The sequence below is a fragment of the Oceanibium sediminis genome, assembly GCF_003265325.1.
In the GTDB taxonomy this organism is placed as follows: domain Bacteria; phylum Pseudomonadota; class Alphaproteobacteria; order Rhodobacterales; family Rhodobacteraceae; genus Halovulum; species Halovulum sediminis.
The window spans coordinates 68,719-94,658 of record NZ_QGNX01000004.1 but is presented as its reverse complement, the minus strand read 5'-3'; the positions used below and the strand labels follow the sequence as shown (position 1 = coordinate 94,658).

Sequence of the window (25,940 nt, the reverse complement as noted above, 5' to 3'; positions counted from 1 at the left end):
CTTTCGTCAGAGGTTGAGCGCATCGGCCCCGAGCGGGGCCAGCATGTGGGAGACGGCGACGCCCGGTACATCGTCCAATGAGCGGTGTTGCCATTTCGGGGCGCGATCCTTGTCGATGATCGCGGCGCGGATGCCTTCGATGAAGTCGCCTTCCGAAGCGGAGCGGGACGTGAAGCGATACTCCATTCCGAGCGCCGGTTCGAGTGTTTCGAAGGCCCGCACGCGGCGGATCAGCTCGACCGAGCAGGCGACCGACAGGGGGGAGTTACGCGCCAGGGCGCCGCGCACCTCATCCGCGAATGCGCCCTCGCCGAGGCCGCGCAGGATGTCCTGGGCCGTGGCGCCGGCGAAATCCCTGTCGATGGTGTCGCGCAGGGCCATCAGCTTGCCGTCGGGGGGATCGCTGGCCATTGAGTCGATGACGCTCCAGTCGCCGGTTTCTATCAGCGCCTCGGTCAGCTCGCGCCAGCGATCCTCGGGGATGTAGTAATCCGCGAAGCCCGCGAGCAGCGCGTCGGAGGCGTCCATCCGCGCGCCCGTCATCCCGAGGTATTCGCCCAGCCGCCCTGGCGCCTTACCCAGAAGCCAGGAGCCGCCGACATCGGGCACCAGGCCGACGCTACATTCGGGCATCGCGATCCGGCTGCTGTCGCCCACCACCCGATGCGAGCCGTGGCAGGAAATGCCGACGCCGCCGCCCATGGTGAAGCCTTGCATCAACGCGATGTAGGGCTTTGGAAAGGCGAAGATTTTCGCGTTCAGGCGGTATTCGTCGCGCCAGAACTGGCGACCGTAGTCGAAATCTCCCGCAGTCGCGGTGTCATACATCTTTTGCAGATCGCCGCCCGCGCAGAAGGCCCGCTCGCCCGCCGCGTCGATCAGCACGCAGGCGATTTCGTCGTCCCCGGCCCAGGCGTCGAGCGCGGCCTCAAGCTCCAGCGCCATTGTATAGGTCAGCGCGTTCAGGGCTTTCGGCCGGTTCAGCGTGACATGCCCGATACGCCCGGATTTGCGGATCAGGATATCGCTCATGCGGCGTTTCCGGCCAGCAGGGCGCGGGCGGTGATCAGGCGCATGATCTCGTTCGTGCCCTCAAGGATCTGGTGGACGCGCAGGTCTCGCACGATCTTCTCGATCCCGTAGTCGGAGAGGTAACCGTAGCCGCCGTGGATCTGCAGCGCGTCATTGGCCACCTTGAAGGCGACGTCGGTGACGAAGCGCTTGGCCATGGCGCAATGCTTGGTCGCGTCGGGCCCGCCGCTGTCCAGCTTCCACGCGGCCTGACGCAGGAAGACGCGGGCGGCCTGAAGCTCGATCTCCATGTCGGCCAGCTTGAATTGCACCGTCTGGAACTGGTCGATGGATTTGCCGAAGGCTTTCCGCTCGGCGGCGTATTTCACCGCCGCCTCCAGCGCGGCCTGCGCCCCGCCAAGCGCGCAGGCGGAGATGTTCAGCCGCCCCCCGTCAAGGCCCGCCATGGCGTAGGTGAATCCGCGCCCTTCCTCGCCCAGCAGGTTGCTGGCGTCGGTGGGGCAATCGTCCATCTGGACCTGTGCGGTGGGTTGGGCGCGCCAGCCCATCTTACGCTCGTTCGCACCGAAGCTGAGGCCCGGCGCGTCGGCGGGCAGCAGCAGGGCGGAAATGCCCTTCGGCCCGGCCTCGCCCGTGCGGGCCATCACGATGTAGAGGTCCGAATAGCCGCCGCCGGAGATGAAGGCCTTGGTGCCGGTCAGGCGATACCCGTCGTTGTTGCGCTCGGCCCGCGTGCGCAATGCGGCGGCGTCCGAGCCGGAGCCGGGTTCCGTCAGGCAGTAGGAGCAGATCACCTCCATCGTGGTCATCTTTTCAAGCCAACGGTCCTGGGCTTCCTGCGTGCCATAGCTGGCCAGCATGTTGGCGCACATGTTGTGGATCGACAGGAAGGCGGCGATGGAGGGGCAGGCCATGGACAGCGCCTCGAACACCAGCGTCGCTTCGACGCGGGACAGGCCGACGCCGCCCTTGTCCTCGGGCACGTAAAGGCTGGCGAGGCCGAGTTCGGCGGCACCCTGCAACACCTCGCGCGGCATGATGCCCTTTTCGTCCCATTCCAGCGCGTGGGGGGCGATGCGGTCCTGTCCGAAAGAATAGGCCATGTCGTAAATGGCGCGGGCATTATCGCTGAGGCTGAAGTCCATGTTTCCTCCCAGGGGTGTGCGCGTCGCGGTGCGCGGGTTCGCGGTCAGTCCTTCGTGATGTCCACCGTCAGCCCGGGGCGTCGGTGGGTCAGCCGGCCGGTCACGCCGCCGTTGCCGATGCCGATGGTCACCTCGGTATCGCTGTAGGGATAGGGGACGTAAACCGGCGGATAGTCGGGCACGCGGGTATAGATCACGCGGCAGATCGGGTCCTGCGGGGCAGGGCGCACGTACATCCTTGGGGCTTTCGAGCCGTTGGCGGGGGTCACGGGGCGCGGGCGTGGCGCGGGGGTGGGATAGGTGCAGACCAGTTTGCGGGTCAGCGCGCCGGGGCGTGGGCGGTATTGGAAGGGATCATACCCGGGCTTGCGAGCTGCGTCTTCGGCGCGGGCCTGGCGGGCGGCCTCGGCCCGTTCGGCCTGGAGCGTTGCATAGGCTTCCTGGCGGTCCGCTTCCTGCTTGGCGAAGAATTCGGCGCGTTCCTCGCTGGGGCCGAAGACGGGGATGCGCTCACCGATTTGCGGCAGACTGTCCGCCGCTGCGGGGGCGGCAAGGGCAAGGGCAATCGTCAGGGGCAGGGCGCGGCGCATCGCGTACCTCCGGGTTGCGGGGTCACGCGGGCAGTATAGCCGTGGCTGCCTGCCCGCGCGATGATCATTGCGATCACATGGTCGGGATGGAGAATTCCGCCCCTTCCTTGGTGCCCGAGGGCCAGCGCGCGGTGACCGTCTTAGTCCGCGTGTAGAAGCGGAACGCATCGGGTCCGTGCTGGTTCAGGTCGCCAAAGGCGGATTTCTTCCACCCGCCAAAGGTGTGATAGGCCAGCGGCACCGGGATCGGCACGTTCACGCCGACCATGCCGATGTTGATCTTGCTGGCGAAGTCACGCGCGGTGTCGCCGTCACGGGTGAAGATCGCGGTGCCGTTGCCGTACTCGTGATCCATGGCCAGACTCAGCGCTTCCTCGTAGGTCTTGGCGCGCACGGTGGACAGGACAGGGCCGAAGATTTCCTGCTTGTAGATGTCCATGTCCTTGGTGACGTTGTCGAACAGGCAGGCGCCGACGAAGAAGCCGTCCTCGTAGCCCTGCATCTTGAAGTCACGCCCGTCGACGACCAGCTTCGCGCCCTGCTCGACACCACTGTCGACCAGGCCCAGCACCTTGCGCTTTGCGTCGGCGGTGACCAGCGGGCCGAAATCCACATCGTTGCCAGCGGTATAGGGACCGATCTTCAGGCTTTCCACGCGGGGGATAAGCTTCTCGATCAGCGCATCGGCAGTGGCCTCACCGACCGGAACCGCGACGGAGATCGCCATGCAACGCTCCCCCGCCGCGCCGTAGCCCGCGCCGACCAGCGCGTCGACGGCCTGGTCCATGTCCGCGTCGGGCATGATGATCATGTGGTTCTTCGCGCCGCCAAAGCACTGCACGCGCTTACCGTTCGCACAGCCGCGGCTATAGATGTATTCCGCGATCGGGGTCGAACCGACGAAACCGACGGCCTGGATCACCTCGTGATCGAGGATCGCGTCCACCGCTTCCTTGTCCCCGTTGACGACCTGGAGGATACCCTCGGGCAGCCCGGCCTCGATCATCAGTTCGGCCAGCATGATCGGCACAGAGGGGTCACGCTCGGACGGTTTCAGGATGAAGGCGTTGCCACAGGCGATCGCGGGGCAGAACTTCCACATCGGGATCATCGCGGGGAAGTTGAACGGGGTGATCCCCGCAACCACGCCAAGCGCCTGGCGCATGGAGAACATGTCGATGCCCGGGCCCGCGCCATCGGTGTATTCGCCCTTCAGCAGGTGCGGCGCGCCGATGCAGAACTCGGCCACTTCCAAGCCACGGATCACGTCGCCCTTGGCGTCGGGGATCGTCTTGCCATGCTCGCGGCTCAGCGCCTCGGCCAGCTTGTCCATGTCGCGGTTCAGCAGTTCGACGAACTTCATCAGAACGCGCGCCCGGCGCTGGGGGTTGGTCGCGGCCCAAGCGGGCTGCGCCGCCATCGCGCCCTGCACGGCCAGGTCCATTTCCTCTGCCGAGGCGAGGGGGGTTTTCGCCTGAACCTCGCCCGTGGCGGGGTTGTAAACATCCGCAAAGCGCCCGGAGGTGCCCTTGACGCGCTTGCCGTTGATGAAGTGGCTCAGCTCTTCCATCGCAATTCTCCCTTTGAATTTGGGCTACAATAGCCTTGCGGAAAATCCCGTAACAGGGGCAATATCCCAAAAACGTCTTGCATTTTTGGGGGTACGATGCGCCAAACACACTGGGACGACATGCGGATTTTTCTGCACGTCGCGCGGGCCGAAAGCCTGACGGGGGCGGGAAAGTCCCTGCGGATCGACCCGGCCACGGTGGGAAGGCGCATCGCCCGGCTGGAGGCGGCGCTGTCCGCGCAGCTGTTCGTGAAATCCCCGCAGGGATACGCGCTGACCGAGGCGGGCCAGCGTCTGCTGGAAAACGGCGAGAAGGTCGAAGCGGCGATGCGCGGCGCGCTGGCGGACAGCCGCGCGCCTGCCGATTCCATGACAGGCTCGATCCGGATCGGTGCGCCCGACGGCTGCGCGAACTACCTGCTGCCCCAGGTCTGCGCGGCGATCTGCCTGGAAAATCCGGGGCTTGAGGTGCAGATCGTGGCGCTTCCGAGGGTCTTCAACCTGTCCAAGCGCGAGGCGGACATGGCGATTGCCGTTTCCCGCCCGGCGGCGGGGCGGCTGACGGTGAAGCGGCTGGCGGATTACCGCCTGCATGTCGCCGCGTCGGAAAGCTACCTGGCCGAGGCGCCGGCGATCCGCAGCAAGGCGGACCTGCGCCAGCACCCGGTGATCGGCTACATCCCGGACATGATCTTCGACAAGGAACTGGACTACCTGGCCGAAACGGGCGTTGCACGGCCCAGCTTCGCGTCGAACTCCGTCGCGGTGCAGCTGAACTGGGTGCAGGCGGGGGCAGGGGTGGCGATCGTGCATGACTTCGCCTTGCCCTTCGTGCGCGGCGTTTCTCGGATCCTGACCGACGAGATCTCGCTCACGCGCAGCTTCTACCTGATACGCCACGCTGACGATCGGCGGGTCGAGCGGCTGAACCGCTTTGCCGTCGCGCTCGGCAAGCGTTTGCAGGCCGAGGTGCAGCGGTTGGCGTCGCTGGCTTGACAGATTCCCATTTCGGGGGGACGCTGGTCCCACAAGAAAACCAATTCCAGGGGAAAGATCATGACGGTGCGCCAAATTCTGAAGTCCAAGGGTTCGGGCGACGTGTTGACGATCAAACCCACCCTCACGGTGGCGGATGCGGCGGCGATGCTGTCCGAGAAGCGGATCGGCGCGCTGATCGTCTCGAAGGACGGCAAGTCGCTGGACGGCATGTTGTCCGAGCGGGATATCGTGCGCGAGCTGGGCAAGCGCGGCGCGGAAATCCTGACGGAGCCGGTGTCCGCGCTGATGACCGAGAAGGTGATCACCGCCGCGCCGGACGAGGTTTCCGTGCAGGCCTTGGAAAAGATGACGTTGGGCCGGTTTCGGCACCTGCCGGTGATGGAGGACGGGGCCATGATCGGCGTCATCTCCATCGGGGACGTGGTGAAGTTCCGCATCGACGAGGTGATCGCCGAAAACTCGGCCCTGACGGAAATGATCGTCGGCCACGGCTGAGCACCGGCGGGCCCTGTCCTGAGCGGCGGCGAACCGCCAAGGGAAGGGCTGCGGCGCGAGCAAGGCCCGTGCAAAGCCCGATCAAGGGTTGACCTGAGCGCGCCGATATAGTTGCTTGCGCCAACGAAAAAAACGGCGGAGGCGGGAATGCGCGTCGGGCTCTATCCCGGTACTTTCGATCCGATCACACTCGGACATACGGACATCATTCGCCGGGCCTGTACGCTGGTGGACCGGCTTGTCATCGGTGTCGCGATAAACCGCGACAAGGGGCCGATGTTCACGCTCGAGGATCGCGTGTCCATGATCGAGGCGGAATGCGCACCCATGGCCGCGGAAACCGGTGTGGAGATCGAGGTCCATCCCTTTGAAAACCTGCTGATAGATTGCGCGACGGACGTTGGCGCCTCGGTGATCATCCGCGGGCTTCGCGCCGTGTCCGACTTCGAATACGAGTTCCAGATGGTCGGTATGAACCGCGCCATGAACGACCAGATCGAGACCGTGTTCCTGATGGCGGATGCCCACCACCAGGCCATCGCGTCGCGCCTGGTGAAGGAAATCGCGCGTCTGGGCGGCGATATCCGCCCCTTCGTGCCGCCCGCCGTGGCGAGCGCCCTGAAAGACCGGCTCGGCTGAGCCGACACCTGTTGATTCTTCCCCCAAAGGAGGCTGTTTTGGCCGATATCACCGATCCCGAGAATACCCTTATCATCACCCTGAAGGACGGCGAGGTCGTCTTGCAGCTTCTGCCCGACGTCGCCCCCCAGCACGTGGAACGCGTCAAGACGCTGGCCCGTGACGGCCAGTACGACAACGTGGCCTTTCACCGTGTGATCGACGGCTTCATGGCGCAGACCGGCGACGTGCAGAACGCGAACATGGAAAAGGACTACAACCCGCGCCGCGCGGGCACCGGGGGCTCGGACCTGCCGGATGTTCCGGCGGAATTCTCCAAGGTGCCGTTCGACCGTGGCGCATTGGGCATGGCGCGCAGCCAGAACCCGAACTCGGCGAACTCGCAGTTCTTTATCATGTTCCAGGACGGGCATTTCCTGAACGGCCAGTACACCAACTTCGGCCGCGTCATCGCGGGCATGGAGCACGTGGACGCGATCACCCGGGGCGAGCCGCCCGCGAATCCCGACCGCATGATCACAGTGCGCGTCGCAGCGGACGTCTCGGCATGATCCGGCGCGTCTTTCTTGGCCTGGTCGGGGCCGCGTTCGCGAGCCTCGCCCATGCGCAGGCGCCCGAGAACATCCTCGTGATCGACGTGGAAGGGGCCGCCAACGGCACCATCGAGATCGAGCTTCTGCCCGAGGTCGCCCCCCAGCACGTCGCGCGGATCAAGGAACTGGCCGAGGCCGGGGCCTATGACGGCGTCGCGTTCCACCGCGTGATCGACGGCTTCATGGCGCAGACCGGCGACGTGGAATTCGGCACGCGGGACATGGTCTCGCAAGGGCGCGCGGGCATGGGGGGCTCGAACCTGCCCGATGTTCCGGCGGAATTTTCCGACGTGCCCTTCGATCGCGGTGTCGTGGGCATGGCGCGCAGCCAGAACCCGGACTCGGCGAACTCGCAGTTCTTCATCATGTTCAAGGAAGGGTACTTCCTGAACGGCCAGTACACGGTGTTCGGGCGCGTGATCTCGGGCATGGACGTGGTGGACCAGATCCAGCGCGGCGTGGGGCAGGGCGGCACGGTGCCCGATCCCGACTTCATGACCGACGTGCGGCTGAAATCCTCCAGTTGATCCGCCCGGCGCGGGCTGTCCCGCGCCGGCACCGACAGGCACAATGAAAAGGGGCCGGTCAATTGGACCGGCCCCTGTTTCTTTCGGGCTGCGGGATGTGCCGGGCGGTCCGGCTCAGCCGACTTCGACCCGGGCGTGACGCTTCTTGCCCGCGGACAGTTTGACCGGGGCGGAAAGATCCGCCGCGCGCAGCAGCAACCCGGCATCGGTGATCGCGTCATCGTCCAGCCGCGCGCCGCCGTCCGCGATCAGGCGCTTGGCCTCTTTTCCGGACGCCGCGAGGCCGGAGCGCACGAACAGTTGCACGATGGAGATACCATCGCCGATTTCCGCCGGGCTGAGCGTGACGGTGGGCAGGTCCTCGCCCAGTCCGCCCTTCTCAAAAACCTCCAGCGCGGTGGCAGCGGCGGTGGCCGCCGCTTCGGCCCCGTGGCAAAGCGCCGTCACCTCGTTGGCGAGGATGATCTTCGCCTCGTTGATCTCGGCCCCGCCCAGGGCGCCAAGGCGCGCGCATTCCTCTACGGGAAGCTCGGTGAAGCGCAGCAGGAACTTGCCCACGTCCGCATCCAGGGTGTTGCGCCAGAACTGCCAGAACTCGTAGGGGCTGAGCATGTCGGCGTTCAGCCAGACCGCCCCGGCGGCGGACTTGCCCATTTTCGAGCCGTCGGCCTTCGTCAGCAGCGGCGTGGTCAGTCCGAACACCTGCTTGCCTTCGACGCGGCGGGTCAGGTCGATCCCGTTGACGATGTTGCCCCACTGGTCCGAGCCGCCAAGCTGCAACTGGCAGCCGAGGCGCTTGTTCAGCTCCATGAAGTCGTAGGCCTGGAGCAGCATATAGTTGAATTCCAGGAAGGTCAGCGGCTGCTCGCGGTCGAGGCGCAGTTTCACGCTGTCGAAGGACAGCATCCGGTTGATCGTGAAATGCCGCCCGTAGTCGCGCAGGAACTCAATGTACTTCAGCTCGTCCAGCCAGTCGGCGTTGTTCACCATCATCGCGTCGCCCGCCCCGTCGCCGAAGGTCAGGTAACTGTCGAACACCTTGCGGATGCCGGCGATGTTCTGCCCGATCTGCTCCTGCGTCAGGATCTGGCGCGCCTCGTCCCGCCCGGAGGGGTCGCCGATCTTCGTGGTGCCCCCGCCCATCAGGACCAGCGGCTTGTGCCCGGTCTTCTGAAGCCAGCGCAATAGCATGATCTGGATCAGCCCGCCCGCATGCAGCGAAGGGGCGGTCGCGTCGAATCCGATGTAGCCCGGCACGACCCCGGCCAGAAGCGCCTCGTCCAGGCCTTGCAGATCCGTACAATCGGCAATGAAACCACGGGTTTGCATGACGTTCAGGAATTCACTGCGCGGGCGGTATGTCATTGCGTCTTGGCCTCAAGCGATGTTTCTTGTGGGCAAGGGTCTTAAGCGGATCGTGAGGCGAAGGAAAGAGCAATGAAACTGGAAGAACCGGTCTGGGCGCTGGGGTTGATGAGCGGGACGTCGATGGATGGCATCGACGGGGCAGCGCTGCTGACGGACGGGGTGGATATCCTCGGTTTCGGGCCCAAGCGGTTCGAGCCGTTCGATCCCGCCCTGCGCGCGGATCTGCGCGCCGCCCTTGGCAGCTGGCCCGGCGCAGCGGGGCTGGACACGCTCGAGGCGCGCCTGACAGAGGCCCACGCCGCGCTGGCCGGGTATTTTCCCACGACAGAAGTGGTCGGCTTCCACGGCCAGACGCTGGCCCATGATCCGGCGGCCGGGCGCACCCATCAGCTTGGCGACGGGGCAGCGCTCGGGCGGCGGGTGGAGCGGGACGTGGTCTGGGATTTCCGCACCGCCGACGTGGCGAGCGGCGGCGAGGGCGCGCCGCTGGTGCCGTTCTTCCATCACGCGCTGGCGCGGATGCTGAACTGGACCGAGGTGACCGCCATCCTGAACATCGGCGGTGTCGCCAACGTGACCTGGATCGATCCCAACGTGGCCCGTCCCGGCGCGTCTGGTGCGCTGCTGGCCTTCGATACCGGGCCGGGCAACGCGCTGCTGAACGACCTGATGGCCGCGCGCGGCGGGGCCGAGATGGACAGCGGCGGCGCGCTCGCCGCGACGGGAACGCCGGATCGCGCGCTGATCGCCGAGGTGCTGGAGGATCCGTATTTCGCGCGGCCCGCGCCGAAGTCGCTGGACCGGGACCACTTCGACTGGGTGCTGCCGCGATTGGCGGACCACAGCCTGGAGGATGCCGCCGCGACCCTGACCGAGCTGACCGCCGCCGCCGTGGGCCATGCATCCAAGATCATGCCCGAAGCGCCGACGCGCTGGCTGGTGACGGGGGGCGGGCGGCTCAACGCGACGATGATGCGCGCCCTCGCGGCGCAGACGAACCTGCCCGTGGAGCCGGTGGAATCGGTCGGCCTCGACGGTGATTTCCTCGAGGCGCAGGCCTTTGCCTATCTCGCCGTAAGGGTGATGCGGGGGCTGGCGACAACGAGCCCCGACACGACCGGCGCGCGCTTACCGGTCTGTGGCGGGCGGATTTTCCGAGTGGAAACGCCGTCGCCGGTGATTGCCGCCGTCTCCAAGGTGCGCGGAACGGCGGCCGCCGGCGGCGGTTAGCTCAGCGTGACGTCTCGGTCAGGCGGCGGCGCACGTAGCTGTCGACCAGGCCGATCATCTCGTCCATGCCCGGCTCGAAGAAGTGGCCAGCACCCTCGATCACCTCGTGCGTGATGGTGATGCCCTTCTGCTGCTTCAGCTTGTCGGCCAGGCCGACGATATCGGCCGGCGGCACGACGCGGTCGGCGGAGCCGTTCACGATCAACCCCGAGGACGGGCAGGGCGCGAGGAACGAGAAGTCGTACATGTTCGCCGGCGGCGCGACGGAGATGAAGCCCTGGATTTCCGGGCGGCGCATCAGCAGCTGCATCCCGATCCACGCGCCGAAGGAGAAACCGGCGACCCAGCAATTCTTGGCGTTGGGGTTCATCGCCTGCAGGTAATCCAGCGCGGACGCCGCATCCGACAGCTCCCCCGTGCCCTGGTCGTATTCGCCCTGGCTGCGCCCGACGCCGCGGAAATTGAACCGCAGCACGGTGAAGCCCATGTTGTGAAAGGCGTAATGCAGGTTGTAGACGACCTTGTTGTTCATCGTGCCCCCGAACTGCGGGTGCGGGTGCAGGATGATCGCGATCGGGGCGTCCTTGTGCTTCTGGGGGTGATAGCGTCCTTCAAGCCGGCCTTCCGGCCCCGGGAAGATAACCTCGGGCATTTCAGTCCTCACCTGACGCTGCCCTGAATGATTGACTCAATCACTCAGGTAACATAGAAACGTTCTAAATCCGCGGGCCCCACGCCCCGGACCACGGACACGTAAGCGCTGGCCGTGGGTGCGTCAACTGTCAAGCGTCGGATACATCGGATGAAACTCAGCACCAAGGGCCGGTATGCGATGATCGCCCTCACTGATCTGGCCCGCGCGGCCGAGACTGACGGCGCGGGCCGGCTCGTCGCGCTCAGCGAGATTTCCGAGCGTCAGGACATCAGCCTCGCCTATCTTGAGCAGCTTTTCGTCAAGCTGCGCCGCGCGAACATCGTCGAGTCGGTGCGCGGACCGGGCGGCGGCTACCGGCTTGCGGGCCCGGCGGCGGAAATCCGGATTTCGGAAGTTCTCGCGGCAGTGGATGAAACCATGGACGCCCTCAGCCGCGGCGCGGGCGCGTCCGGCGCAACCACGGGAACCGAGGCGGCGGTGCTGACGGAAAAGCTGTGGGAGCAGCTTTCGGCGCATGTCTACGTGTTCCTGCACCAGACCCGGCTGAGCGATATTGTGCGCGACGGCCTCGCGCCCTGTCCCGCGGTGCCGGCCTTCGTCGAAATGGTGGACGAATGACTCGGATGTGCGACCCCGTTTGGCTTCTACCTGTGCGCCTGCGCGCGGTGCTGTCATGAGCCGGGTGTATCTCGACTGGAACGCCACTGCCCCGCTGCGTGCAGAGGCGCGTGCGGCGATGATCGCGGCGATGGATGTTGTCGGCAACCCTTCCAGCGTCCATGGCGAAGGGCGCGCCGCGAAGGGGCTGATTGAAAAGGCTCGCGCCCAGGTGGCGGCGGCGTTCGGCTGCCAGCGCGACGAGGTGATCTTCACCAGCGGCGCAACGGAGGCGGCGATGGTCCTGGCCCACCGCCCCGCGGGCGAGGGGGTCTGGGTCTCGGAAACGGCCCATGACGCGCTTTACGCCCACCACAACCCGGTCGACGGCGCGAATGGCATCATGGCCGTCGGCCTCGCCGATGGAGAGACGGGGGTGATCCCCGCGCTTCCGCAAAAAGAGGCCGAGGACTGGGTGCTTGACGGCCAGCGCGCCGGCAGCCTGCTGATCGATGCGACCCAAGGCGTCGGGCGTCTGCCATGGGCCTTTTCCTGGAGTGGGGCGGACATGGCGATCCTGTCGGCCCACAAGCTCGGCGGGCCCAAGGGCGTCGGCGCGCTGATCCTGCGCCAGGGACTGGATATCGCCCCCCTGACCCTTGGCGGCGGGCAGGAGCTGGGCCGCCGCTCGGGCACCGAGAACGTGATCGGGATCGCCGGTTTCGGGGCTGCTGCGGAAGCGGCGCAGCGCGACCTTGAGACGGGGCTGTGGGAGCCGGTTGCCAAACTTAGAAATATTCTAGAGAAGGCACTGGCAAGCGCCTCGGGAGAGACTATTTTTATTGGTAGTGACGGGCCCCGCCTGCCCAACACCTCCTGTATCCTGACCCCCGGCTGGAAGGGTGAGACACAGGTGATGCAGATGGATCTGGCAGGGTACGCGGTAAGCGCCGGCTCGGCCTGCTCCAGCGGCAAGGTGAAGGAAAGCCGGGTGCTGAAGGCGATGGGATATGACGGCCGCCACGCGGCGAGCGCAATACGCGTGTCGCTGGGGCCGACGACGACGGAGCAAGAGGTCCTGGGCTTTGCACAAGCCTGGATCGGGGCCAATCAGCGCTGGAAGGCGCGGGCGGCATAGGGGCGTGCAGGCACGCACCACGGGAACAGGAGCCCTGGGGGAACGGCGCAAACAAGCGCGCACCCTTCGGGCGGAAGAGAGGAAGAATGGCAGCTTTGGATGATGTTCAGGTAAAGGACGGTGTCGACCAGGAAACCGTCGATGCGGTGAAATCGGTCGGCGAGCGGTACAAGTACGGCTGGTCCAGCGACATCGAGATGGATTACGCGCCCAAGGGTCTGAACGAGGACATCGTGCGCTTGATCTCGGAAAAGAACGGCGAGCCGGACTGGATGCTTGAGTGGCGCCTGCAGGCCTATGCCCGCTGGCTGCAAATGGAAGAGCCGACCTGGGCGATGGTGCATTACCCCAAGATCGACTTCCAGGATCAGTACTATTACGCCAAGCCCGTTTCCATGCGCGAAAAGCCGAAGTCCCTGGACGAGGTGGACCCCGAGCTTCTGGCGACCTACGCCAAGCTGGGCATTCCGCTGAAGGAACAAGCCATCCTGGCCGGCGTCGAAGGCGCCGAAGCCACCCCGGCCGAGGGCCGCAAGGTGGCCGTGGACGCGGTCTTTGACAGCGTCAGCGTCGGCACGACCTTCAAGGATGAACTGGCCAAGGCGGGTGTGATCTTCTGCTCGATCTCCGAAGCGATTCAGGAACACCCCGAGCTGGTGAAGAAATACCTCGGCTCGGTCGTGCCGCAGTCGGACAACTTCTATGCAACGCTGAACTCCGCCGTCTTCTCGGACGGGTCCTTCGTCTACGTCCCGCCGGGTGTGCGCTGCCCGATGGAGCTTTCGACCTATTTCCGCATCAACGCGGAAAACACCGGCCAGTTCGAGCGCACGCTGATCATCGCCGACAAGGGGTCGCACGTAAGCTACCTCGAAGGATGCACCGCGCCGATGCGCGACGAAAACCAGCTGCACGCGGCAGTGGTTGAAATAGTGATCCTCGAGGACGCGGAGGTGAAGTATTCCACCGTGCAGAACTGGTATCCGGGCGATGAAAACGGCAAGGGCGGGATCTACAACTTCGTGACCAAGCGCGCCGATTGTCGCGAGGACCGGGCCAAGGTGATGTGGACGCAGGTAGAAACCGGTTCCGCCGTGACCTGGAAATACCCGAGCTGCATCCTGCGCGGTGACGACACGCAGGGCGAGTTCTATTCCATCGCCATCGCCAACAACATGCAGCAGGCCGACACCGGGACCAAGATGATCCACCTCGGCAAACGCTCGAAAAGCCGGATCGTGTCCAAGGGCATTTCCGCCGGGAAGGCGCAAAACACCTACCGCGGGTTGGTGTCCATGCACCCCAAGGCGAAGGAATCGCGCAACTTTACCCAATGCGACAGCCTGCTGATCGGTGACACCTGCGGCGCGCATACGGTGCCCTACATCGAATGCCGCAACAACTCGAGCCGGGTGGAGCACGAGGCGACCACCTCGAAGGTGGATGACGACCAGCTCTTCTACTGCCGCCAGCGCGGCATGGACGAGGAAGAGGCGGTCGCGCTGGTCGTGAACGGCTTCTGCAAGGAGGTTCTTCAGGCGCTGCCGATGGAGTTCGCCATGGAAGCCCAGAAGCTCGTCGCCATCTCCCTCGAGGGGAGCGTCGGCTGAGCGCTGCGCGCGCGCAAGGTTCGCACATCGGGACGGAGGAACGACATGATCATGAGCACGACCCCCACGCTGGAAGGCCACAAGATCACCGCCTACCATGGCGTTGTGGTGGGCGAGGCGATCCTGGGCGCGAACGTGGTGCGTGACCTGTTCGCCGGAATCACCGACATCATCGGTGGGCGCTCCTCCTCCTACGAGGCGAGCCTTTCCGAAGCGCGCGACACCGCCATGCGCGAGCTGGCGGAGCGTGCGGCGGCGTTGGGGGGCAACGCGGTTGTCGGGATTGACCTGGATTACGAGGTGGTCGGCAACTCGATGCTGATGGTCAGCGCCTCGGGCACCTCCGTCACGGTGGAGGGCGCTTGATGCCGTTCCTGGGCGCATCCATCATCGCGGGGGTGATCTTCTTCATCCTGAACTTCCTGTCCAGCCTGTGGCTGGACGGGCCGAACGTCACCACGCTGGCGGCCTTCCTTGAGGCCGCGATCAAGACGGCGGTCTTCTCGACCTTGTTCCACTATAGCCACAACTGGATTGCGAAGCTGTTCCGGTGGTATCGTATCGACGATCCTGAGGCAAAACACACCTTTGACCGCAATCCCGGCCTTGACCAGGTGCGTGAACAGGGGGACGCCTGAGGAATCGAGAAAACCAGGACGAGGGATTGAACGATGCGACGCACCAGAGAAACGGCCATGGTCGAGCCGGAGCCTTACTACGAGCCGCGCGAAAAAAGCGGGGCGCTCATGCCGTTGATCTTCGGCCTGATCGTCGGGTTTGCGGGCTTGGCGGTCTATCTGGGCGCACCTGAGGCGCTGGGGCAGCTTCATGCGATGTACAACGAACGGCTCGCGGCGCTGGGTGAGGAATGGCGGCAGTACGCGACCTATATCGCGATCGCGATCGGCTTGCTGTTCCTGCTGATCGTGCGCCGGATCGTGCTCAGGATCCCATTGATCCTGGGTCTGATCCTGGGCGCTCTGATCTGGGTGCCCTTCGGAAACCACATCATGGCGGCGGTGCCCGTCGTGGAAGAAAACCTGCCCGCGCTGCGTGGCGAACTGGACACTGTCCTGAACCAATACCCGGCCCTTCAGTCGCTGCGCGACATAGCCGAGGACACCATAGCGGTTCCGGGGGCCCAACCGGCGGAGTGATCCGCCGGCATCCCACGGAGCCGACGAACCGAGGAAAGAGAAAATATGCTGGAAATCAGTAACCTGCACGTGAAGCTTGAGGAAGAGGACAAGCAGATCCTCAAGGGGGTCGACCTGAGCGTCGGCGCCGGCCAGGTGCATGCCATCATGGGCCCCAACGGCTCGGGCAAGTCGACGCTGAGCTATGTCCTCTCGGGCCGCGACGGCTACGAGGTGACAGAGGGCGGCGCGACCCTCGAAGGCCAGGACCTGCTCGACATGGAGCCCGAAGAGCGCGCCGCGGCCGGGCTATTCCTGGCGTTCCAGTACCCGGTCGAAATCCCCGGTGTGGGCAACATGACCTTCCTGCGCACCGCGCTGAATGGCCAGCGCCGCGCGCGCGGCGAGGAAGAGGTCAACGCCGCCGAGTTCCTGAAGCTTGTCCGCGCCAGGGCGAAGGAGCTTCAGATCAGCGACGAGATGCTGAAGCGCCCGGTCAACGTCGGCTTTTCCGGCGGCGAGAAGAAGCGCAACGAAATCCTGCAGATGGCCGTTCTCGAGCCCAAGATGTGCGTGATGGATGAGACCGACTCCGGGCTTGACGTCGATGCGATGAAACTGGTGGCCGACGGCGTGAACGCACTGCGCTCGGAAGGGCGGTCGTTCCTGGTGATCACCCACTACCAGCGCCTGCTGGACCACATCAAACCGGACGTCGTGCATATCATGGCCGACGGGCGGATCGTGAAGACCGGCGGGCCCGAGCTGGCGCTGGAGGTGGAGAAGAACGGCTACGCGGACATCCTGGAGGAGGTGGCGTAATGGCGCTCGCCCAACCCAAGATCGATCTCGCCGATGCGCTGCTCGCGCGCCATGCCACGCCCGCGGCCGGGGCTAAATGGGCCGAAACCGCCCGCCGGTCCGCCGCCGAACGGCTGCGCGCCATGGGCGGCCCGGTGCGGCGCGACGAATACTGGAAGTACACCGACCCCTCCAGCCTGACCGCCGATGTCGCCCCGCCCGCCGCCCTGATGGAGCGTGACGGAACGTCGATCTTCAGCCAGGTCGACCGTCTGACGATCGTGTTCGTGGATGGGGTGATCGACCTCGCCCAGTCCGACGCGCTCGCGCTCGAGGGAATGACCATCGAGCCGCTGTCGGATGCGCTCGGCGCGGATATCCACTGGGCGCAGTCCGTCTACGGTGCGCTGGAAACCCGCGGGCAGGACCCGGTGCCCCGCCCGCTGGCGGCACTGAACACCGCCGTCGCGGGGCAGGGCTTGGCGATCCATGTGACCGGGAAGGTCGAAAAGCCCGTCTCGCTGGTGTACCTGCACAATGACGTTGCGTCGGATGCGGTGATCCACCACGTGATCCGTCTGGACGCCGGGGCAGAGATGACGCTGCTCGAAAACGGCCCCGCCGCCGCGCGTTTCAACAAGTGCATGGAGGTGGACGTCGCCGATGGTGCGCGTTTCCACCACGTCCGCGCGCAGGGGCGCGATCATGAGCGACGCGCCGTGACGCATATGTTCGCACGCCTTGGCGAAGAATCCTCGTTCAAGTCGTTTACCCTGACCGTGAACGGCGTGCTGACCCGCAACGAAGCGATCATCGAGTTCACCGGCGACAACGCCCATGCCACGGTTGCCGGGGCCTGCGCCGGGGACGGGACCTTCCACCACGACGACACGGTTTTCATCACCCATGACGCGGTGAACTGCGAAAGCCGTCAGGTCTACAAGAAGGTCCTGCGCAACGGCGCGACCGGTGCCTTCCAGGGCAAGATCCTGGTGAAGGCCGGCGCGCAGAAGACCGATGGCTACCAGATCAGCCAAGGGCTGCTGCTGGACGAGGAAAGCCAGTTCCTCGCCAAGCCCGAGCTTGAGATCTATGCCGATGACGTGGCCTGCTCGCATGGGTCGACCGTTGGCGCGGTGGACGAGGACATGCTGTTCTACCTGACGTCGCGCGGCGTGCCGCGTCATGCCGCGCAGGACATGCTGGTGCTTGCTTTCCTCGACGAGGCGATCCAGGAGGTCGAGGACGAGGTCCTGGCAAACGCCATCCGCAACCGCCTGGGCGGCTGGCTGGAACGGCGCAGCAACTCGGGACTCTGAGCGGTGGGGAGTGAAGGACTGGTCGCGGCGATCGCCGCGGCCTACGCCGACCTGCGCGGCGCGATCCGCGCAAAGCTGGAACAGGCGCCGCGCGACTCCGAGCTGGTCATGCTGGCGCTTCTGGTGGCGCTGGCCAGTTTCGTCGCAAGCCTGCCCGCGGCCATCCGCCAGGCGCAGGGCCTGGAAGAGCCCGATGCGCTGGTGGCCGTCCTGTCCGCCCGCCTGTTCGGCGCGGTGTTCCTTCTGCCGTTGTTCCTGCTGGCCCTGGCCGGGGTGTCGCACCTTGTCGCGCGGCTCTTTGGTGGGACGGGGACCCATTACACCGCCCGCGTCGCGCTGATCTGGGCGCTGGTCGTCGCGCTGCCGCTCGGCCTTGGGAGTGCCGCAATTGGCGCCATCGTGCTCGGCATCAGCCTTGGCCCCGCGGCGCAGGGGATCGCGGGCATCCTGTCCACCTGCGCGAGCCTGGGATTCGCCTGGATCTGGGCAACTTTCCTGACCGAGGCAGAGGGATTTGCCCAGCCTGTAAGGGTTTTCGCAACCATTCTGGCAATATCCCTCGCCATCGTCGCGCTGCCGTGGATTTTTTCCGCGTAACGCGGGCAGTTACCGGCGTCATGCCCCATTTGTGACGCAATCGGCGCTATAATCGTCACCCTATGATCGTTTTTTGCCTTGGTACGGGTCAGCGTGCCACAAAAGGCGTTACTGCGATTGGAGGGTGATTTCGTGACCGAGAATTTTAGTGAAGCCACTGCCATCCTGCACGGGGGCGGGCGCCTGGAAGAAAACCGCGCCGGGCTTGGCGACCGGATCGTTGATGCATGGGTCGACATGCGCCGCTCCACCCGCCGGTTGATCGAGGAGAAACCCTCCGAGCACCGGCTGCTGTTCTATGTGCTGCTGTCGGACATGATCTTTTTCCTGTCCTGGTCGCTGAAAACCGTGATCGCGCCGGTGTCCGGCGTGCAGGCGCAGGTGCCGCTGGAAATCGCGGCCTGGCTGATCGCCGCGCTGATGCTGCGCACCGCCTCGATGTATGCCTTTTCGGCTGTCATCACGGTCTGCGCGCGGATGAGCGGCGGCACGGGCAGCTGGCGCGACAACCGCGCCGGGATCTTCTGGGGCGCGCTGGTCGCGGCACCTTTCGGGCTGCTGATGGCGGTCGTGACCGTCGCCATGTCGTTCCTTGAGCCGGTCTACCCGATCTTCCGCGAGGACTGGGTCGCGCTGCCGCCCTACTGGATCAGCCTGGTGCCCTTCATCTGGTTCATCAGCCAGGGCATGGCCGAGGCGAATGGCTTCAAGAAGAACTCCGTCTCCTTCCTGGTCATGTCCGGAATCGCGCTCTCCGCGATGCTGATCGCCATGTTCCTGAGGTCTGCCGGGATTCTGTAACATGGTGCCACCCTACAGGCGGCTGGTCGTCGAAAGCCTGACCCTGCCGAAATCAGCGGCGCGCCGGATCCTCGGCGCGCCTCTTTCTTCGGGCCAGGCCCTTTCGGTCGGGGTGGTCGCGATCATCTCCAGCACGCTGGCTGTCGTTTTCCTGCAACTTCTGTGGCCCATGCCGGGCAACCCGCTGGCCGATGCGTTGCTGGCGGCGCCGCTGCTGGCGGTGGCGTTGCAGGTCTCGGTATTTCTTGTCACCACGGCGCTGGTCGCGAGGGTGGGGCGCGCCTTTGGCGGGGAAGGCGACTATCGCGGCGCGATCAACTTGGTAGCCTGGCTGCAGGTGATGCTGACGCTGGCGCAATTCGCGCAACTGGCGCTGTTGCTGATCCTGCCCGTCTTCGCCGCATTGCTGAACCTTGCAACGGTATTTTGGTACTTCTGGGCCTTGGCGAGCGTCACGGCTGCGTTACATGGATTTGGGAACGTGTTGAAAGTGCTCGGCATGATCTTTATCACGATGATTGCCGTGCTGTTTTTAACCGCGATCCTGATGACGATGCTCGGGGTCCCGGTACCGGAGATTCAATAAGACCATGTATGACGTTGATACCGTGCGGGGGGATTTCCCGATCCTCGGCCGTACAGTTAACGGGAAACCGCTTGTCTACCTAGACAACGGCGCCTCGGCCCAGAAACCGCAGGCGGTGATCGACGCGGTCAGCCGTGCCTATTCGGAAGAATACGCGAACGTGCACCGCGGGCTGCACTACCTGTCGAACCTAGCCACCGACCGCTACGAGTCCGTGCGCGAGACGCTGCGTGCCTTCCTCGGGGCCGCGCACGAGGACGAGATCATCTATACCACCGGCTCCACCGAGGGGCTGAACCTGGTGTCCTACGGCTGGGCCGCGCCCCGTCTTGAGGCGGGGGACGAGATCATCCTGAGCGTGATGGAGCATCACGCCAACATCGTGCCCTGGCACTTCCTGCGCGAACGCCAGGGCGTGGTGCTGAAATGGGTCGACGTGGACGAGAGCGGCGCGCTCGACCCGCAGGCGGTCATCGATGCGATCGGGCCGAGAACTAAGATGATCGCTGTCACCCACATGTCCAACGTGCTCGGCACCGTGGTCGACGTGAAGACGATCTGTTCTGCGGCCCGGGAACGGGGCGTCGCGGTCTGCGTGGACGGCAGCCAGTCGGCTGTGCACATGCCGGTGGACATGGTGGATATCGGCGCGGATTTCTACGCGATTACAGGGCACAAGCTCTACGGTCCGTCCGCTTCGGGTGCGATCTACATCCGCCGCGACCGGCAGGCGGAAATGCGCCCCTTCATCGGCGGCGGGGACATGATCCGCGACGTGCACAGGGACAGCGTCACCTACAACGACCCGCCCCACAAGTTCGAGGCGGGCACGCCGGGCATAGTTCAGATGATCGGCCTCGGGGCTGCCATCGACTACATGAACGGCCTCGGGCTGGAGAATATCCAGGCCCATGAGGCGCATCTGCGCGACTACGCGGTCTCGCGCTTCAAGGGGCTGAACTGGCTCCATTTGCAGGGCACGCAACCGGACAAGGGCGCGATCTTCAGCTTCACGATCGAAGGGGCGGGGCATGCCCATGACATCTCGACCGTGGTCGACCAGAAGGGAATCGCCGTGCGTGCCGGGCAGCATTGCGCACAACCCCTGATGGAACACATGGGGCTGACAGCAACTTGTCGCGCCTCTTTTGGACTATACAACACCACCGCTGAAGTCGACGCTTTGATCGAGGCGCTGGAACTCTGCCATGAGTTGTTTTCCTGACGATTTAATCGCCTGCGACAATTCGGAAAATCATTGCGGTTTCCGGCTGATCCTTGCCGGTTTCACGCCGTGTTCATTGGATGGGCCTTGTCTTCTTTCGGCTGAGCGGGCATGTGCACCAGACCGTCAGGGTACGAAGTTCGTTTCCTCGCACCATAATTCTGACGTATCTTGATGCGAAACCTGCTCCAAAGAAGGAGAATCGGTATGATTGACCTGGGTAAATTCAGAGCGACAGTCACTGTTCTGGCGATTTCGGCCGCACTTGCGGTGACACCTGCAGCCTCTGGCTTCGGGCTGGACGCCGCCTGGGCCCAGGGCAATTCAGGCGATCGTGGCAATTCCGGTGACCGGGGCAACTCGGGTGACCGTGGCGGGGCGTCGAAGGACAAGTCCAGCCGCGGGAAGTCTGCCAATGCGCAGGGGCGCAGCGGCGAAAAGCGCACCGGCAAGCCGCAGTGGGTGATTGACGGCGTGGCCAAGCGCACCGGCAAGCCGGAGTGGCTGCTTGACGGCAGCGGCAAGAAGATCAAGGCCGAGGATGCGCGCCGCGCAAGCCTGGCCCTGAAGCGCGCCAAGAAGGAAAGAACCAAGAACCTGCGTGCCCAGATGGGTGCGCTGAACGCGGCGCACGCGAATGAGAACGCGCTGGCCAATGCTTCCCCCAACTCGCGTGTCGGTCGCATCGCCATTTATCGCGACTACATGATGGACGGGGCCGAGGCGGGCGAACGCTCGGAAGCCTTCGACGAATACATCTCGAACCTGGCCGATGACGCCACGCTCGAGGAAATCCAGGAAGGCGCCCGCGAGGAACTGGCCGAATACTATACCGAGGAGGAGCTTGACGCCCTGCTCGAGGATCTCGACGCGGCAGAGACGGAAGAAGACGCACTTACCGCGCTGGATGAGCTGAACGAACAACTCATGGAAGAAGCGGACGACTTCACCGACGAAGAGGCGATCGAACTTCTGGAAAACGCGGCCAACAAGGAGCTGACCAACGAAGTCATCGAGGAGGTGAACGCCCTTCTCGGGATCGAGCAGGAGTTGCTGTTGCCCGAAGTGGAAGAAACGGAATCCGCCGCGGCCCAGTAAGGCGCGCCATCGGCCCGACTATCAAAGCCCCGCTGCCCAGCGGGGCTTTTTTCTTGCGCGGCGTTGTCCTGGCGCGGGGGTCAGTCCGCGCTTGCGCTTTGCGCGCTGCGCGGCAGGAGCCGTGTGATCCCGACAGCGCCGCCCCGGGCCAGCGTCGGGTCCAGCGACATCGGGATATACTCGCTGCGCCGCCACAACAGGGCCAGGTCGTCGTAATGGCGTGACAGAGGGTGGCCGCTCTGGCCCGTGGACAGGATGAAGACCGAGCCGTCGGGATCCGCGAAATCCACGACTTGGCGATAGACGCTGGCGTGCACGTTCGCATAGGGCGCCGCGTCGGTTCCGGCCGTCTGGCCGCGCAGCATGGTGAAATCCCCGCCCGGGGTTTCCTGGACGATGTTCAGCAGCCAGTCGAGGCCCGTCTGCCCGCCCAGAACCGGGTGGTCATGGCTTGCCACATGCGCGGCACCCCAGCGCCAGCCGTCTATGCGCGGGCCGTAGGTTTCGCTGAGTTCCAGGATCGCGGCGTCCAGCGCTTGGCGGGCTAGTGTTTCGCAATCCTCGACCTGCGTGGACTGGCGGATGTCGCACCACGCGGAAGCACCGTCGACATCGCGAAAGACCCGCTCAAGGAACTGCGGATCGGGGCGGGCGAAGCTGCGCGCCAAATCTCCCAGGTCGTCGAGGATCAGGCGGCGTTGCAACTGGCGGGTCCAGGCGGCGAAGATCAGCGGCTCGAAGGCGTGTTCATCCATCTCTCCGGTCCAGCTTGCCAGGGCTTCCAGCGCGATCTGGCGCTGGCGCTCGACGGTGTCCTGCGCCGCCGGCTCGCCCTGGTACCACAAGTTGCGCCCGATCAGCGGCAACAGCGCGCGCGCGGCAGGGGAGATCGTGTCGGTCTGCACCTCGACGAAACTGTCGAGCGTGTGGAACGCGCGCCCGTTCAACATGCGAGAGGCGCGCAGGATGCGATGTGCATCGCCCCACTCGAAGCTCCAGTGGGCGGGGAAGGGGGCGTCTGTCGTGCGGTTGTTCGTGTTCACCACGATGCCGCCCTCCGGGTCGCCCACGCCCGGGTTCTCGGCGGCGGGCCGTGTGCCCTGCCACAGGTTGCGCGCCAGCCAGCCGGCGGCGGGGATGCGCCCCTGGCTGACGTGGCTGGTCAGGCGGTCCGGCGCAGCCCCGATCGCCTGGATCGCGATATGGCCCCCGGCATCCGCCATGACCAGGTTCATGGCCGGCGCGTGGAACAGGTCGAGCAGCGGTTGCACCGATGCGATATCCTTGCGCCGCATCAGGTTCATCGCCGCCTCGATGGTGCGGTCCTCGGCCGTCAGCGCGGTCCAGCTGAGGGCGGCGACGTGACCGGGGGGCGTCACCGCCGCCGCGCCGAAATGCGGGGCGGGGATCACCGGGCCGTTCCGGGTCCAGCGCAGCTTGACGCTGCGCGGCTGGGCATCCTTGACGGGGATCACGGTGTCCCGCTCTTCAAAGGGGACGTCGCCTTCGGGGCTGACGTAGGTGCCGTCAGCCTCGCCAAGCCGTTCGATCACGATGTCCTGGTCGTCGAGGTAGCTGGCCGTGACGCCCCAGGCCAGGGTTGCGGTGCGCCCGATCAGGATCGCAGGCACGCCGGGCACGGTGGCCCCGATCGCGCCCCCGGACTGCAACTCCAGATGCGCGAGGTAGAGCGGGCTCGGCACGCTCAGGCCGAGGTGCGGATCGGAGGCGTGAAGTGCCGCGCCCGCCGCCGCGCGACCGGGGGCGGCGGCAAAGGCGTTGGACGCGCCCGCCGTGCCGGGGCTTGGCACCGGGGACAGCGGCGTTCGTGCGCCCCGCGTCGGCAGGGCCGCTAAGTCCTGCGTCGAGAGGCCAAGGGATCCGGCGTATTCGGGCAGCGCCAGCACGGCGGCGGGGGCCTCTGGCAGGATGTCTGCAAGCCGCTCGGGACCGATGCGCAGGCTGAGCTCGGCGCGCAGCGTCTCAGCGCTTGCCTTGTCGGTCAGTTGCAGGGCGAAGACCTTCAGCACGGCCACCGAATCCGTCGGCGTCCAGGGCGCGATATTGGGCGGAAACAGGAAGAATTCCGGCGCGCCGCGCCCCAGCGCCTCGGTCTGGACCAGCTTCAGGTAGGCGTTCACCCCATCGGCATAGGCTTGCAGCTCTGCCTTGACCTGGTCGTTCTGCCGCTCATGCGTGCGCCCCGCGATCCCATAGAGGTCGAGCGCGCGCATCAGGTGATCGGTGGACAGCGTCCGCTCGCCGAACAGCTCGGACAGGCGGCCCTGCGCGACGCGCCTTGTCATGGTCATCTGCCACAGCCGGTCCTGTGCGTGGGCAAAGCCGAGGCCGAAGAACACCGCCGCGTCGCTTTCCGCGAAGATATGGGGCACGGCGTAATTGTCGCGCACGATCTCCACCTCGCCCGGGGCGGAGTCGAGGCGATGGCGGGCGTCGTACTCGGGAACCGAATGCGAGGCGAGGTAATAGGCCAGGCCCGCGCCCGCGATGGAGAGAAACACCATCACGCCCAAGGCGCGCAGCAGCCAGTTGAACACTTTGCGCGTCATGCGCCCCCGCCGGTTGGTTGAAATCCGCCTAGGCGCAATGAACTACCAGCCCGCCGGGGCAGGGGCAAACCGGTTTCGCGCCGAACTGGTGAAAAGCCGCTTCGATGCTCCTCAGCGGATCAGGCGGTTGTATTTCGCGCCTTCCAGGCTGGCGCCCACGATCAGCCCGCGCTGGCCGTAAAGCACCTGGTAGATCGGGCGCAGCACCGTGCTGGTGGAGGCGCCGTAGCCCGCGCCGCCGTCGAACACCGCGACTTCCGCGTTCACTCCGATTTCCCAGCCATCGCTCTGACGGAAGTCGGCCAGCGCCTCAGGGGTGGTGAAGAACAGCGCCTGGCTGAAGTTCTGCGCGCCGATCTGGAAGCCCACGCCCGCCCCGGCCATCGAGATGTAGTCCACAACGGCATCCCCGACCAGCAGTGCGCCTTCGCCGTAAGCGCCGGACAGGATGAAGCCGCCCTTGATGATTTGCGGTACGATCAGCATCCCGGCAGAACGCTCGGCCAGGCTGCGGGTGCCGGGGACCGTGTCGAACAGCTGTGCGCGGCTGGCAGCCACCTTCTGGTCCAGTTCCGCGCCCGTGGCGAGCTGGTTGCGCCCGCATCCCGCAAGCGCAGCACTGCCGCCGAGGGCCCCGGATACCATGAACGTACGTCGTGTCAGGGACATGACTGCCCTCCTTGCCTAGTATTATGTGCCTCTGGTGCCGGTCTTGGAAGTGCCGGCGTCCTGAAGACAGAATTACACCAGTTCATGAGCGAGGTCACGCTGCTTTCAACCCGTGCCCTTGCCTGAGCGGGGAAGGGACGATACCCGGATTGGATGCAAAGCGTTTCCCGTGTTCTCCTTGATCGACATTTCAGCCCGTTCCGCCTGGCGCTCGCGCCAGAGCGGGGGCTTGCGCTGGTGTTGAACCCGAAGGTCGGCTCAAGCTTCCTGCGCGACCTGCTGGCAGAGGGGTACCGGCAGCACCTGGGGCGGAGCGATCCGTCGGACGGGCGCTACCGGGTGCTGAACGTCGCGCGCCGGATGCCGCTGGCCCCGGTCGGGGCGTATTGGGGGTTCCTGCGCCGGCCGCAGGATTTCGCGGTGCACACCATCGTGCGCAACCCCTATGCGCGGCTGGTATCGGCCTGGCGGGACAAGTTCCGCGACGGGCATTTCGCGCAAGGCGGGGCGATCGCGGGGTATCCACGCTCGATCCGGGCCGGGGTCCTGGCGAAGCTGCGTGCCCATGCGGCGGCAAAGGGCCTGCCCGGCGCGGACGAAGGCGAGCTGGTGCCATTCGACACCTTCCTGTCCTTCGTGCAGTCCGAGCCGGAGGGGCGGCGCAACAAGCACTGGGAAGAGCAGTGGCGCGTGATCCTGTGGGATAAGCTGCCCTATACCGGCGTCATCCGCATGGAGGAGGACATGGGCCCGCAGCTGGCGCAGATCCTGTCGCCGCTGGGCTTTCCGCCGGACTGGGTGATCGCGCGCACAAGCCGCCCGGTGAACGCCTCCCACAAGCTGCGCGAGCCTGTCTTGAATGCGGCGAACGCGGCCCTGATCAGCGCGCTATATGCGCGGGATTTCAAGGTGTTCGGATACGATCCTGACAGTTGGGCGGGCTATTGAGC

Annotated in this window: 28 protein-coding genes; 20 read left to right on the top strand and 8 right to left on the bottom strand. The window is 65.5% G+C overall.

Annotated features, from left to right (window positions below):
- Positions 1–6: 6 nt before the first annotated feature.
- From DJ029_RS11620 to DJ029_RS11605, 4 genes are all read right to left on the bottom strand, one after another.
- Positions 7–1,032, bottom strand: coding sequence for an enoyl-CoA hydratase/isomerase family protein (locus tag DJ029_RS11620; protein WP_112322643.1), 1,026 nt, complete (start codon positions 1,030–1,032; stop codon positions 7–9).
- A complete protein-coding gene (locus DJ029_RS11615) occupies positions 1,029–2,177 on the bottom strand; it encodes an acyl-CoA dehydrogenase family protein (protein WP_112322642.1) in 1,149 nt (382 codons plus the stop codon). Before DJ029_RS11615 ends, DJ029_RS11620 begins: the two co-directional genes overlap by 4 nt.
- A gap of 44 nt (positions 2,178–2,221) precedes the next feature.
- Positions 2,222–2,767, bottom strand: a complete 546-nt coding sequence (locus DJ029_RS11610; protein WP_112322641.1) for a hypothetical protein — start codon at positions 2,765–2,767, stop codon at positions 2,222–2,224.
- Between the two features lie 73 nt (positions 2,768–2,840).
- Positions 2,841–4,337 carry a CoA-acylating methylmalonate-semialdehyde dehydrogenase gene (locus DJ029_RS11605; protein WP_112322640.1) on the bottom strand — a complete coding sequence of 499 codons (1,497 nt, stop codon included), beginning with the start codon at positions 4,335–4,337 and terminating at the stop codon, positions 2,841–2,843.
- A gap of 96 nt (positions 4,338–4,433) precedes the next feature.
- Between DJ029_RS11605 and DJ029_RS11600 the strand changes: the two genes are divergently transcribed.
- The 5 genes from DJ029_RS11600 to DJ029_RS11580 all read left to right on the top strand — a co-directional run bounded on the left by DJ029_RS11600 (position 4,434) and on the right by DJ029_RS11580 (position 7,590).
- On the top strand, positions 4,434–5,333 hold the full coding sequence (locus DJ029_RS11600; protein WP_112322639.1) for a LysR family transcriptional regulator: 900 nt from the start codon (positions 4,434–4,436) through the stop codon (positions 5,331–5,333).
- A gap of 60 nt (positions 5,334–5,393) precedes the next feature.
- The gene (locus tag DJ029_RS11595; protein WP_112322638.1) at positions 5,394–5,831 is read left to right on the top strand and encodes a CBS domain-containing protein; all 438 of its coding nucleotides are present in this window, start codon (positions 5,394–5,396) and stop codon (positions 5,829–5,831) included.
- 147 nt (positions 5,832–5,978) lie between these two features.
- Positions 5,979–6,470 carry a pantetheine-phosphate adenylyltransferase gene (gene coaD, locus DJ029_RS11590; protein WP_112322637.1) on the top strand — a complete coding sequence of 164 codons (492 nt, stop codon included), beginning with the start codon at positions 5,979–5,981 and terminating at the stop codon, positions 6,468–6,470.
- 38 nt (positions 6,471–6,508) lie between these two features.
- Positions 6,509–7,021 carry a peptidylprolyl isomerase gene (locus DJ029_RS11585; protein WP_112322636.1) on the top strand — a complete coding sequence of 171 codons (513 nt, stop codon included), beginning with the start codon at positions 6,509–6,511 and terminating at the stop codon, positions 7,019–7,021.
- Complete coding sequence (locus DJ029_RS11580; RefSeq protein WP_112322635.1) at positions 7,018–7,590, top strand: peptidylprolyl isomerase; 573 nt, start codon at positions 7,018–7,020, stop codon at positions 7,588–7,590. Before DJ029_RS11585 ends, DJ029_RS11580 begins: the two co-directional genes overlap by 4 nt.
- Positions 7,591–7,704: 114 nt before the next feature.
- Here DJ029_RS11580 and tyrS read toward each other — a convergent pair whose 3' ends face one another.
- On the bottom strand, positions 7,705–8,955 hold the full coding sequence (gene tyrS / locus DJ029_RS11575; protein WP_112322634.1) for a tyrosine--tRNA ligase: 1,251 nt from the start codon (positions 8,953–8,955) through the stop codon (positions 7,705–7,707).
- 72 nt (positions 8,956–9,027) lie between these two features.
- On the opposite strand from tyrS, the gene DJ029_RS11570 reads away from it, so the two are divergent.
- The gene (locus DJ029_RS11570; protein WP_112322633.1) at positions 9,028–10,188 is read left to right on the top strand and encodes an anhydro-N-acetylmuramic acid kinase; all 1,161 of its coding nucleotides are present in this window, start codon (positions 9,028–9,030) and stop codon (positions 10,186–10,188) included.
- A 1-nt stretch (position 10,189) separates the two neighbouring features.
- Here DJ029_RS11570 and DJ029_RS11565 read toward each other — a convergent pair whose 3' ends face one another.
- Complete coding sequence (locus tag DJ029_RS11565) at positions 10,190–10,840, bottom strand: alpha/beta hydrolase (protein ID WP_112322632.1); 651 nt, start codon at positions 10,838–10,840, stop codon at positions 10,190–10,192.
- A 150-nt stretch (positions 10,841–10,990) separates the two neighbouring features.
- On the opposite strand from DJ029_RS11565, the gene DJ029_RS11560 reads away from it, so the two are divergent.
- The 13 genes from DJ029_RS11560 (at position 10,991) to DJ029_RS11500 (ending at position 21,751) form a co-directional block, all read left to right on the top strand.
- Positions 10,991–11,461 carry an Rrf2 family transcriptional regulator gene (locus DJ029_RS11560; protein ID WP_112322631.1) on the top strand — a complete coding sequence of 157 codons (471 nt, stop codon included), beginning with the start codon at positions 10,991–10,993 and terminating at the stop codon, positions 11,459–11,461.
- A gap of 55 nt (positions 11,462–11,516) precedes the next feature.
- Complete coding sequence (locus tag DJ029_RS11555) at positions 11,517–12,578, top strand: cysteine desulfurase family protein (protein ID WP_112322630.1); 1,062 nt, start codon at positions 11,517–11,519, stop codon at positions 12,576–12,578.
- Between the two features lie 86 nt (positions 12,579–12,664).
- Entirely contained in the window at positions 12,665–14,188 is a 1,524-nt protein-coding gene (gene sufB, locus DJ029_RS11550) for a Fe-S cluster assembly protein SufB (protein WP_112322629.1), read from the top strand.
- Positions 14,189–14,233: 45 nt separating this feature from the next.
- Positions 14,234–14,554 carry a heavy metal-binding domain-containing protein gene (locus DJ029_RS11545; RefSeq protein ID WP_112322628.1) on the top strand — a complete coding sequence of 107 codons (321 nt, stop codon included), beginning with the start codon at positions 14,234–14,236 and terminating at the stop codon, positions 14,552–14,554.
- Complete coding sequence (locus DJ029_RS11540; RefSeq protein WP_198671132.1) at positions 14,551–14,826, top strand: hypothetical protein; 276 nt, start codon at positions 14,551–14,553, stop codon at positions 14,824–14,826. Before DJ029_RS11545 ends, DJ029_RS11540 begins: the two co-directional genes overlap by 4 nt.
- Positions 14,827–14,859: 33 nt before the next feature.
- Entirely contained in the window at positions 14,860–15,345 is a 486-nt protein-coding gene (locus DJ029_RS11535; RefSeq protein WP_157966352.1) for a hypothetical protein, read from the top strand.
- A gap of 45 nt (positions 15,346–15,390) precedes the next feature.
- On the top strand, positions 15,391–16,146 hold the full coding sequence (gene sufC / locus DJ029_RS11530; RefSeq protein ID WP_112322625.1) for a Fe-S cluster assembly ATPase SufC: 756 nt from the start codon (positions 15,391–15,393) through the stop codon (positions 16,144–16,146).
- Positions 16,146–17,444 carry a SufB/SufD family protein gene (locus DJ029_RS11525; protein ID WP_112322624.1) on the top strand — a complete coding sequence of 433 codons (1,299 nt, stop codon included), beginning with the start codon at positions 16,146–16,148 and terminating at the stop codon, positions 17,442–17,444. Before sufC ends, DJ029_RS11525 begins: the two co-directional genes overlap by 1 nt.
- Before the next feature lie 3 nt (positions 17,445–17,447).
- Positions 17,448–18,041: a YIP1 family protein gene (locus tag DJ029_RS11520; protein WP_112322623.1), complete on the top strand. Its 594-nt coding sequence runs from the start codon at positions 17,448–17,450 to the stop codon at positions 18,039–18,041.
- 132 nt (positions 18,042–18,173) lie between these two features.
- A complete protein-coding gene (locus DJ029_RS11515; protein ID WP_157966351.1) occupies positions 18,174–18,842 on the top strand; it encodes a YIP1 family protein in 669 nt (222 codons plus the stop codon).
- Between the two features lies 1 nt (position 18,843).
- Positions 18,844–19,428, top strand: a complete 585-nt coding sequence (locus DJ029_RS11510; protein WP_112322621.1) for a YIP1 family protein — start codon at positions 18,844–18,846, stop codon at positions 19,426–19,428.
- A gap of 4 nt (positions 19,429–19,432) precedes the next feature.
- Entirely contained in the window at positions 19,433–20,653 is a 1,221-nt protein-coding gene (locus DJ029_RS11505; protein ID WP_112322620.1) for a cysteine desulfurase, read from the top strand.
- Positions 20,654–20,860: 207 nt separating this feature from the next.
- Positions 20,861–21,751: a hypothetical protein gene (locus tag DJ029_RS11500; protein ID WP_112322619.1), complete on the top strand. Its 891-nt coding sequence runs from the start codon at positions 20,861–20,863 to the stop codon at positions 21,749–21,751.
- 80 nt (positions 21,752–21,831) lie between these two features.
- Here DJ029_RS11500 and DJ029_RS11495 read toward each other — a convergent pair whose 3' ends face one another.
- Together DJ029_RS11495 and DJ029_RS11490 are read right to left on the bottom strand one after the other, a co-directional pair.
- Positions 21,832–24,321, bottom strand: a complete 2,490-nt coding sequence (locus DJ029_RS11495) for a penicillin acylase family protein (protein ID WP_112322618.1) — start codon at positions 24,319–24,321, stop codon at positions 21,832–21,834.
- A 111-nt stretch (positions 24,322–24,432) separates the two neighbouring features.
- Positions 24,433–24,990: a lipid-binding SYLF domain-containing protein gene (locus DJ029_RS11490; protein ID WP_112322617.1), complete on the bottom strand. Its 558-nt coding sequence runs from the start codon at positions 24,988–24,990 to the stop codon at positions 24,433–24,435.
- A 153-nt stretch (positions 24,991–25,143) separates the two neighbouring features.
- Between DJ029_RS11490 and DJ029_RS11485 the strand changes: the two genes are divergently transcribed.
- Entirely contained in the window at positions 25,144–25,938 is a 795-nt protein-coding gene (locus DJ029_RS11485; RefSeq protein ID WP_112322616.1) for a sulfotransferase family 2 domain-containing protein, read from the top strand.
- Positions 25,939–25,940 lie beyond the last annotated feature (2 nt).

Excerpts from the sequence above, each read along its gene's own strand:
- DJ029_RS11620 (WP_112322643.1), bottom strand. The coding sequence starts at position 1,032 with ATGAGCGATATCCTGATCCGCAAATCCGGGCGTATCGGGCATGTCACG.
- DJ029_RS11615 (WP_112322642.1), bottom strand. The coding sequence starts at position 2,177 with ATGGACTTCAGCCTCAGCGATAATGCCCGCGCCATTTACGACATGGCC.
- DJ029_RS11610 (WP_112322641.1), bottom strand. The coding sequence starts at position 2,767 with ATGCGCCGCGCCCTGCCCCTGACGATTGCCCTTGCCCTTGCCGCCCCC.
- DJ029_RS11605 (WP_112322640.1), bottom strand. The coding sequence starts at position 4,337 with ATGGAAGAGCTGAGCCACTTCATCAACGGCAAGCGCGTCAAGGGCACC.
- DJ029_RS11600 (WP_112322639.1), top strand. The coding sequence starts at position 4,434 with ATGCGCCAAACACACTGGGACGACATGCGGATTTTTCTGCACGTCGCG.
- DJ029_RS11595 (WP_112322638.1), top strand. The coding sequence starts at position 5,394 with ATGACGGTGCGCCAAATTCTGAAGTCCAAGGGTTCGGGCGACGTGTTG.
- coaD (WP_112322637.1), top strand. The coding sequence starts at position 5,979 with ATGCGCGTCGGGCTCTATCCCGGTACTTTCGATCCGATCACACTCGGA.
- DJ029_RS11580 (WP_112322635.1), top strand. The coding sequence starts at position 7,018 with ATGATCCGGCGCGTCTTTCTTGGCCTGGTCGGGGCCGCGTTCGCGAGC.
- tyrS (WP_112322634.1), bottom strand. The coding sequence starts at position 8,955 with ATGACATACCGCCCGCGCAGTGAATTCCTGAACGTCATGCAAACCCGT.
- DJ029_RS11570 (WP_112322633.1), top strand. The coding sequence starts at position 9,028 with ATGAAACTGGAAGAACCGGTCTGGGCGCTGGGGTTGATGAGCGGGACG.
- DJ029_RS11565 (WP_112322632.1), bottom strand. The coding sequence starts at position 10,840 with ATGCCCGAGGTTATCTTCCCGGGGCCGGAAGGCCGGCTTGAAGGACGC.
- DJ029_RS11560 (WP_112322631.1), top strand. The coding sequence starts at position 10,991 with ATGAAACTCAGCACCAAGGGCCGGTATGCGATGATCGCCCTCACTGAT.
- DJ029_RS11555 (WP_112322630.1), top strand. The coding sequence starts at position 11,517 with ATGAGCCGGGTGTATCTCGACTGGAACGCCACTGCCCCGCTGCGTGCA.
- sufB (WP_112322629.1), top strand. The coding sequence starts at position 12,665 with ATGGCAGCTTTGGATGATGTTCAGGTAAAGGACGGTGTCGACCAGGAA.
- DJ029_RS11545 (WP_112322628.1), top strand. The coding sequence starts at position 14,234 with ATGATCATGAGCACGACCCCCACGCTGGAAGGCCACAAGATCACCGCC.
- DJ029_RS11535 (WP_157966352.1), top strand. The coding sequence starts at position 14,860 with ATGCGACGCACCAGAGAAACGGCCATGGTCGAGCCGGAGCCTTACTAC.
- sufC (WP_112322625.1), top strand. The coding sequence starts at position 15,391 with ATGCTGGAAATCAGTAACCTGCACGTGAAGCTTGAGGAAGAGGACAAG.
- DJ029_RS11525 (WP_112322624.1), top strand. The coding sequence starts at position 16,146 with ATGGCGCTCGCCCAACCCAAGATCGATCTCGCCGATGCGCTGCTCGCG.
- DJ029_RS11510 (WP_112322621.1), top strand. The coding sequence starts at position 18,844 with ATGGTGCCACCCTACAGGCGGCTGGTCGTCGAAAGCCTGACCCTGCCG.
- DJ029_RS11505 (WP_112322620.1), top strand. The coding sequence starts at position 19,433 with ATGTATGACGTTGATACCGTGCGGGGGGATTTCCCGATCCTCGGCCGT.
- DJ029_RS11500 (WP_112322619.1), top strand. The coding sequence starts at position 20,861 with ATGATTGACCTGGGTAAATTCAGAGCGACAGTCACTGTTCTGGCGATT.
- DJ029_RS11495 (WP_112322618.1), bottom strand. The coding sequence starts at position 24,321 with ATGACGCGCAAAGTGTTCAACTGGCTGCTGCGCGCCTTGGGCGTGATG.
- DJ029_RS11490 (WP_112322617.1), bottom strand. The coding sequence starts at position 24,990 with ATGTCCCTGACACGACGTACGTTCATGGTATCCGGGGCCCTCGGCGGC.
- DJ029_RS11485 (WP_112322616.1), top strand. The coding sequence starts at position 25,144 with ATGCAAAGCGTTTCCCGTGTTCTCCTTGATCGACATTTCAGCCCGTTC.